Below are 7,994 nucleotides of genomic sequence, written 5' to 3'. Positions count from 1 at the left end.
TTGGCGGCGCAGGCGGGCCGGTGGGGGCGCTGGTTGTCGGCCGATGAGGCTGTGCGTCCGGTGGATGTGGCCTGGTCGTCGATCACCACCCGACCAGCCCTGGAACAGCGGGCGGTGCTCCTGGCGAACGACCGGGATGGCCTGTTGTCCGCCCTTCGGGCCCTCGACGCGGGCGAGCCCTCCGGCGCGGTCGTCACGGGTGCCGCCACCGAGCGGGGCCGGCTGGCGCTGCTGTTCTCCGGTCAGGGTGCGCAGCGCGCCGGGATGGGCCGGGAGCTGGCGGAGGCGTTCCCCGTGTTCGCCGCCGCGCTCGACGAGGCGTGCGCCGAACTGGACGGCCGGCTGCCGCGCCCCCTCCGGGAGGTGCTGAACGCCGCGCCGGGATCAGAGGCGGCGGGCCTGCTGGATCAGACCGTGTTCACGCAGGCGGGTCTGTTCGCGGTCGAGGTGGCGTTGTTCCGCCTCGTCGAGTCGTTCGGTGTGGTGCCGGACTTCGTGGCCGGTCATTCGGTCGGCGAGATCACGGCCGCTCACGTGGCCGGGGTGCTGTCCCTGGCGGACGCGTGCGCGCTGGTGGCGGCGCGTGGTCGGTTGATGCAGGCGTTGCCGGCCGGTGGTGGGATGTTGGCGGTTGCCGCGGCGGAGGCCGAGGTGTTGCCGACGCTGGACGGGTTCACGGACCGGGTCGGTGTCGCGGCTGTGAACGGCCCGTCGGCCGTGGTGGTGTCCGGGGCGGTCGACGCCCTCGACGAGGTCGAGCAGGTGTGGCGGGGCCGGGGCGTGCGCACCCGCCGGTTGACGGTGAGTCATGCGTTCCACAGTCCGTTGATGGAGCCGATGCTCGACGAGTTCCGTGCCGTGCTGGCCGGGTTGACCTTCTCTGCCCCGTTGCTGCCGGTGGTGTCGAATCTGACCGGCGGGCTGGCTGAGGGCGACGAGCTGCGTACCCCGGACTATTGGGTGCGGCATGTGCGGGAGGCCGTTCGGTTCGCCGACGGAGTCGTCGCGCTACGCAGCGCCGGGGTGGATACCTTCCTGGAGGTCGGGCCGCAGAGTGTGTTGACGGCGATGGCCGGCGACGTCCTGCCGGCCGGTGACGACGGTGTGTTGGCCGTCGCCGCCCAGCGCCGGGACCGGCCCGAGGCGCACGCGCTGTTGGCGGCCCTGGCGGAGTTGCACGTCCACGGCGTGCCGGTGACCTGGACCCAGTGGTTCACCGACACCGGAGCGCAGCGCGTCGAGCTGCCGACGTACGCGTTCCAGCACCAGCGGTACTGGCCCGAGGCCGCGCCCCGGCCGCTGCCCGGCGACGACGGGCGCGACGCCGACTTCTGGGCCGCCGTCGAACGCGGCGACCTCACCGCCCTGGCCAGCCAGCTCGGCGACGCCGCCGCCGTGGACGCCCTCACCCCGGCCCTGCCCGTGCTGTCGCAGTGGCGTCGGGCCCGGACCCGGGACATGGCGCTGGACGGGTGGTCGTACCGGGTCGGCTGGGAACCGGTCCGGCCGGCCCCGGCGACCGGACTGTCCGGGCGGTGGCTGGTCGTCACCGTCGGCAGCGGCGCCGACGCGGGCGTGGCGAAGACGCTGACCGAGGCCGGCGCCCGCGTCGACACCCTGACCGTGCCGCCGGCCCAGACCCGGGCCGAGCTGGCCGAGCGGCTGCGCCGGATCGGCGACGAGGGCTGGGCGGGGGCGCTGTGCGTCCTGCCCCGGCAGGACCGGCCGCTCCCGCACGCGCCCGGGGTCCCCGCCGGCACGGCGGTGCTGCTCACCCTCACCCAGGCGCTGACCGACGCGGGCCTGCCCGGTCGGGTGTGGGCGCTCAGCCGGGCCGCCCTGCCGGTCTCGGCCGCGGAGCGGGCCGGCGACGTCTGGGCGGCGCTCGCCTGGGGCCTCGGCCGGGCCGTCGCCCTGGAACAGCCGGACCGCTGGGGCGGGCTGGTGGACCTGCCCGCCCGCGCCGACCGCGGCACCCGCGCCGCCCTCGTCGCGGTGCTCACCGACGGCACCCTCGACCAGGTGGCGGTGCGCCGCAACGGCGTCTTCACCCGCCGGCTCGTCCCGGCCGCCCCGCCCGCCGGGGCGGGCTGGCAGCCGGCGGGCACGGTGCTGGTCACCGGCGGCACCGGTGCGCTGGGCCGGCACACCGCCCGGTGGCTGCTGGCCAACGGGGCCGCCGAGGTGGTGCTCGCCTCCCGGCGGGGCCCCGACGCCCCCGGCGCCGCCGAGCTGACCGGCGACCTCGCCGGCCTCGGCGCGGTGCGGGTGGTCGCCTGCGACGTCGCCGACGCCGAGGCCGTCGCCGCGCTCGTCGCCGGCCTGCCGGACCTGACCGCCGTCGTGCACACCGCCGGCGCGTCCGGCGGCACCACCCCGGCGTACGGGCTGACCGACGGCGAGCTTTCGGAGACCCTGGCCGGCAAGGTGCTCGGGGCCGTGCACCTGGACACCGCCTGCTGGGGCCGGGACCTCGACGCGTTCGTCGTCTTCTCCTCCGTCGCGGGCGTCTGGGGCGGCGGAGGCCAGGCCGGGTACTCGGCCGGCAACGCCCTGCTCGACGCGCTCGTCGCCGCCCGCCGGGCCGCCGGCCTGCCCGCCACCGCCCTCGCGTACGGGCCGTGGGCGTCCGACGGCATGGCGGCCGGGGAGACCGCCGACGGCCTGCGCCGCCGCGGGTTCGCCCCGCTCGCGCCCGAGGCCGCCGTGGCGGCGCTGGGCCGGTGGGTCAACGCCCCGGAGGCGGCGCCGGTGATCGCGGACGTTGACTGGTCCCGGTTCGTCGCCGCGTTCACCGCGGCGCGACCGAGCGGCCTCTTCGACCGGGTCGCCCCGGTCGGCGTCGAACAGCCGGAGCCCCAGCCCGAGGAGACCGGCGTCACCGCCGCCCTGCGGTCCCGGCTCGCCGGGCTGCCGGCGACCGGCCAGGAGACGCTGCTGGTCGACCTCGTCCGGGCGGAGGCGGCGGCGGTCCTCGGCCACGGCTCCACCGACCAGGTACCGGCCGGCCGAGCCTTCCGGGAGCTGGGCTTCGACTCCCTCGCGGCCGTGCAGCTACGGGACCGGCTCGGCCGGGTCACCGGACTGACCCTGCCGTCGACCGTGGTCTTCGACCACCCGTCGGCGCTGGAACTGGCCCGCTTCCTGCGTACCGGACTGGTGGCCGGCGCGGCCGACGGCCCGGCGGCCGGCGTCACCGTGGTCCGGCCGGCGGCCGACGAGCCGATCGCGATCGTGTCGATGGCCTGCCGCTTCCCCGGCGGGGTGTCCTCCCCGCAGGAGCTGTGGCGGCTGCTGGCCGACGGGACGGACGCGGTGACGCCGATGCCCACCGACCGGGGCTGGGACCTGGACTCCCTGTTCGACAGCGACCCGGATCAGGTCGGCACCAGCTACACCCGCAGCGGCGGCTTCCTGACCGACGTGGCCGGATTCGACGCCGCGTTCTTCGGCATCAACCCGCGCGAGGCCCTGGCCATGGACCCGCAGCAGCGGCTGCTGCTGCACGCGACCTGGGAGGTGTTCGAGTCCGCCGGCATCGACCCGCAGCGGGTACGCGGCACCGCCACCGGCGTGTTCATGGGCACCAACGGCCAGGACTACGCCACCCTGCTGCTCGGCGCCCGGTCCCAGGTGGAGGGCTACCAGGCCACCGGCAACGGCGCTTCCGTCGTCTCCGGTCGGCTGGCGTACTCGTTCGGCCTGCACGGGCCGGCGGTCACCGTCGACACGGCCTGCTCGTCGGCGCTGGTCGCCCTGCACCTGGCCGCCCAGGCGCTGCGCTCCGGCGAGTGCGACATGGCCCTGGCCGGCGGCGTGACGGTGATGTCGACGCCGGGGGCGTTCCTGGAGTTCTCCCGGCAGCGCGGCCTCGCCGAGGACGGCCGGGTGAAGGCGTTCGCCGCCGGCGCGGACGGCACCGGCTGGGGCGAGGGCGTCGGCGTCCTGCTGCTGCAACGGCTCTCCGACGCGCAGCGCGACGGCAACCGGATCCTCGCCGTGGTGCGCGGCAGCTCGGTCAACCAGGACGGCGCCAGCAACGGCCTGACCGCCCCGAACGGGCCGGCGCAGCAGCGGGTGATCCGGCAGGCGCTGGACGTCGCCGGGCTGACGCCCGGCGACGTGGACGCCGTCGAGGCGCACGGCACCGGCACCACCCTCGGCGACCCGATCGAGGCGCAGGCGCTGCTGGCCACGTACGGGCACCAGCGGCCGGCGGACCGGCCGCTGTGGCTGGGCTCGGTGAAGTCGAACATCGGGCACACCCAGGCCGCGGCGGGCGCCGCCAGCCTGATCAAGATGGTGCTCGCCCTCCAGCACGAGCTGCTGCCGGCGACGCTGCACGTCGACGCGCCGACCCCGCACGTGGACTGGTCGTCGGGCGCGCTGGCGCTGCTCACCGAGGCCCGGCCGTGGACCGGGACCGACCGGCCGCGCCGGGCCGGCGTCTCCTCGTTCGGGATCAGCGGCACCAACGCCCACGTCATCATCGAGGAGGCGCCCGCGCCGCAACCGGCCACCGGCCAGGACCGGGGGGCCGACCCGGCCGCGACGGGCGGGCACCGGACCGACCCGGAGCCGGCGGTGGGCCCGACGCCCCTGCCCTCCGGGGCGGACCCGGCCGGGCTGCGCGACCAGGCGGGCCGGTCGGCGGTCCCGACGCCCCTGCCGTGGCTGCTCTCCGGGGCGGACCCGGCCGGGCTGCGCGACCAGGCGGGCCGGCTGGCCGACCTGGTGGCGACCGGTGCGGGCGACCCCGGCCGGATCGCCTGGGGCCTCGCGGCGGGACGGGCCCACCTCGGCCACCGCGCGGTCGTCGTCGCGGCCGACAGGCCGGCCCGGTCGGCGGCGCTGCGGGCGCTGGCCGCCGGTGAGTCGCACCCCGCGCTCACCACGGCCCGGCGTCGCCCCGGCGGCCTCGCCGTCCTGTTCTCCGGCCAGGGCGCGCAGCGCGCCGGCATGGGCCGGGACCTGTACGCCACGTTCGGGGTGTTCGCGGCGGCGCTGGACGAGGTGTGCGGGATGCTGGACGGCCTGCTGCCGCAGCCGCTGAAGCCGGTGCTGTTCGCCGAGCCGGGCACCGCCGAGGCGGAGCTGCTGGACCGGACCGTGTTCACCCAGGCGGGCCTGTTCGCCGTCGAGGTGGCGCTGTTCCGGTTGGTCGAGTCGTTCGGCGTGGTCCCCGGCCAGGTGGCCGGTCACTCGATCGGCGAGATCACCGCCGCCCACGTGGCCGGCGTGCTGTCCCTGGCGGACGCGTGCGCCCTGGTGGCGGCGCGTGGTCGGTTGATGCAGGCGTTGCCGGCCGGCGGCGGGATGCTGGCGGTCAACGCGTCGGAGGCCGAGGTGCTGCCGACGCTGGACGGGTTCACCGACCGGGTCGGGATCGCGGCCGTCAACGGCCCCACCTCGGTCGTCGTCTCCGGGGCGGTCGACGCCCTCGACGAGGTCGAGCAGGTGTGGCGGGGCCGGGGCGTGCGCACCCGCCGGCTGACGGTGAGTCACGCGTTCCACAGCCCGTTGATGGAGCCGATGCTCGACGAGTTCCGTACCGTGCTGGCGGGGTTGACCTTCGCCGCCCCGCTCCTGCCGGTGGTGTCGAACCTGACCGGCGCGGTCGCCGAGGGCGACGAGCTGCGTACCCCGGAGTATTGGGTGCGGCACGTGCGGGAGGCCGTCCGGTTCGCCGACGGGGTCACCGCGCTGCGGGCGGCCGGGGTGGACACGTTCCTGGAGCTCGGGCCGCAGGGCGTGCTGACCGCGCTCACCGCCGGCCTGCTGCCCACCGACTCCGACGGGACGGCCGTGGCGGCCCTGCGGGCCGGCGCGGACGAGCCGGCCGCCCTGCTCGCCGCCCTCGCCGCCCTGCACGCCGGCGGGCGGGACGTGGACTGGGCGGCGGTGCTCGACGCGCTGGCCGGGCCCCGCCCGACCCCCCGCGACCTGCCCGACCTGCCCACGTACGCGTTCCAGCCGCAGCGCTACTGGCCGACGCTGACCGTGGCACCGGCCCCGGCAGTCGACCCGGTGGACGACGAGTTCTGGCGGGCGGTCACCGACGGCGACCTCGGCCGGCTCGGCATCGACCCGGACCAGCCGATGCGCCAGGTGCTGCCGGAACTCGACTCGTGGCGGCGACGCCAGCACCGGGACGGCACCCTCGACGGGTGGCGGTACCGGGTCACCTGGCGGCGGCGGCCGATGACCGTCGGCGACCCGGGCACCTGGTTGGTGGTGACCCCCCGGCAGCAGGACCCGGGCGGGATCGTGGCCGCGCTCACCGCCGTCGGGGCGACCGTGCACGTGCTGCCGGTCGACCCGGCCACGGTCACCCGCGACGCCCTCGCCGCCGACCTCGACCGGCTCGGCGCGGAGCACCTGCCGACGGGGCTGCTGTCCCTGCTGGCGCTGGACGACGCCCCGCACCCCGAGCAGACCGCCCTGCCGACCGGCCTCGCGGCGAACCTGCTGCTGGTGCAGGCGCACACCCTGCGGCCCGGCCCGGCCGTGCCGCTGTGGCTGGCCACCACCGGCGCAGTCGCCGTCGACGATGAGCCGGTCGCGCGTCCCACGCAGGCCACCACCTGGGGTCTCGGCCTGGTCGCGGCGCTGGAACACCCGAGGCACCTCGGGGGCGTCGTGGACCTGCCCGGCCGCCCCGACGAGGCGGCGTACGCCGCGCTGGTCACCGCGCTCACCAACGTCGAGGGGGAGGACCAGCTCGCGGTCCGGGGCGCCGAGGTGCACACCCGACGCCTCGTGCGGGACACCACCCGGCCGGCGGAAACCGGCCGGGGCTACACCCCGCACGGGACCGTCGTGCTCACCGGCGGGGCGGGCGAACTGGCCCGGCACACCGGCGCGTGGCTCGCCCGGCAGGGCGCCGAGGTGCTGCCGCTGGAGGAGCCGGCGGCGGGCAAGCTCACCGACCTGATGGAGCAGCTCGCCGCCGAGAACCGGCCGGTCACCGGGCTGGTGCACGTCCCGGCGGAGACCGGGTCGGTGCCGCTGGCCGAGCTGACCGTCGCGGCCCTGGCCGCGGACCTCGTCGCGACCGTGGGCGACGTCCCCCGGTACGCCGACGAGCTGGCCCACCGGCGGGTCGAGGCCTTCGTGCTGTGCACCTCCACCTCGGGGGTGTGGGGCGCGGGCGGCCGGGCCGGTCAGGCGGCCGGCGACGCGCTGCTGCACGCGCTGGCGGTGAACCGTCGGCACGACGGGCTGCCGGCCACCGACGTGGCGTGGGGGCCGTGGCAGGACGACCCGGCGTCGCCGGAGCTGGAGCAGCTGCGCCGGCGCGGGCTGCCGGGGCTGCCGCCGGAGCTGGCCGTCGAGGCGCTCGCCCGGGCGGTCCGCGACGAGTCGACCGTCGTGGTGGCGGACGTGCGCTGGGAACGGTTCGTGCCGACGTTCGCCGCCATGCGCCCGTGCCCGCTGCTGACCGAGATCCCCGAGGCGCGCGAGGCGCTGCCCGCCGACGACGTCCGTCAGCCGGCGGACGACGAGGCGGCGGCGGTGCTGCGGGAGCGGCTGCGTCCGCTCGGCGCGGGGGAACGCGAGACGATCCTCGTCGACCTGGTGTGCGCGCAGGCGTCCAGCGTGCTGGGCCACGCCGACGGCGGGACGTTGGAGCCCGACCGCGCGTTCCGGGAGGTCGGGTTCGACTCGATGACGGCCGTGGAGCTGCGCAACCGGCTCCGCGCCGCCAGCGGCGTGCAACTGCCCCCCAGCGTGGTGTTCGACTACCCGACCCCGGCGGCGCTGGCCCGGCACCTGCGCGATCAGCTCGTCGACGACGGCACCGTGACGGCCGCGCCGCTGCTGGCCGAGCTGGAACGAATGGACGCCGCCTTCGCGGCCGACGCGCCGGACCGGCTGACCAGGCAGAAGCTGATGGTCCAGTTGCAGGCGTTCGTCGCCCGGTGGGGCGACGACCGGCCGCCGACCGAGGAGAAACCGGTCACGCAGACCCACGACGACGCGACCCACGCCGA

The 7,994-nt window shown here is 77.1% G+C and carries 1 protein-coding gene; it reads left to right on the top strand.

The window, feature by feature from the left end:
- The coding region (locus ABT023_RS28620) for an SDR family NAD(P)-dependent oxidoreductase (RefSeq protein ID WP_502890775.1) at nucleotides 1–7,994 on the top strand (7,994 nt) is incomplete at both ends.

The organism is Micromonospora sp. NPDC002296, assembly GCF_040296145.1.
Taxonomy (GTDB): Bacteria; Actinomycetota; Actinomycetes; order Mycobacteriales; family Micromonosporaceae; genus Micromonospora.
This window is presented reverse-complemented; position numbering and strand designations above follow the sequence as displayed.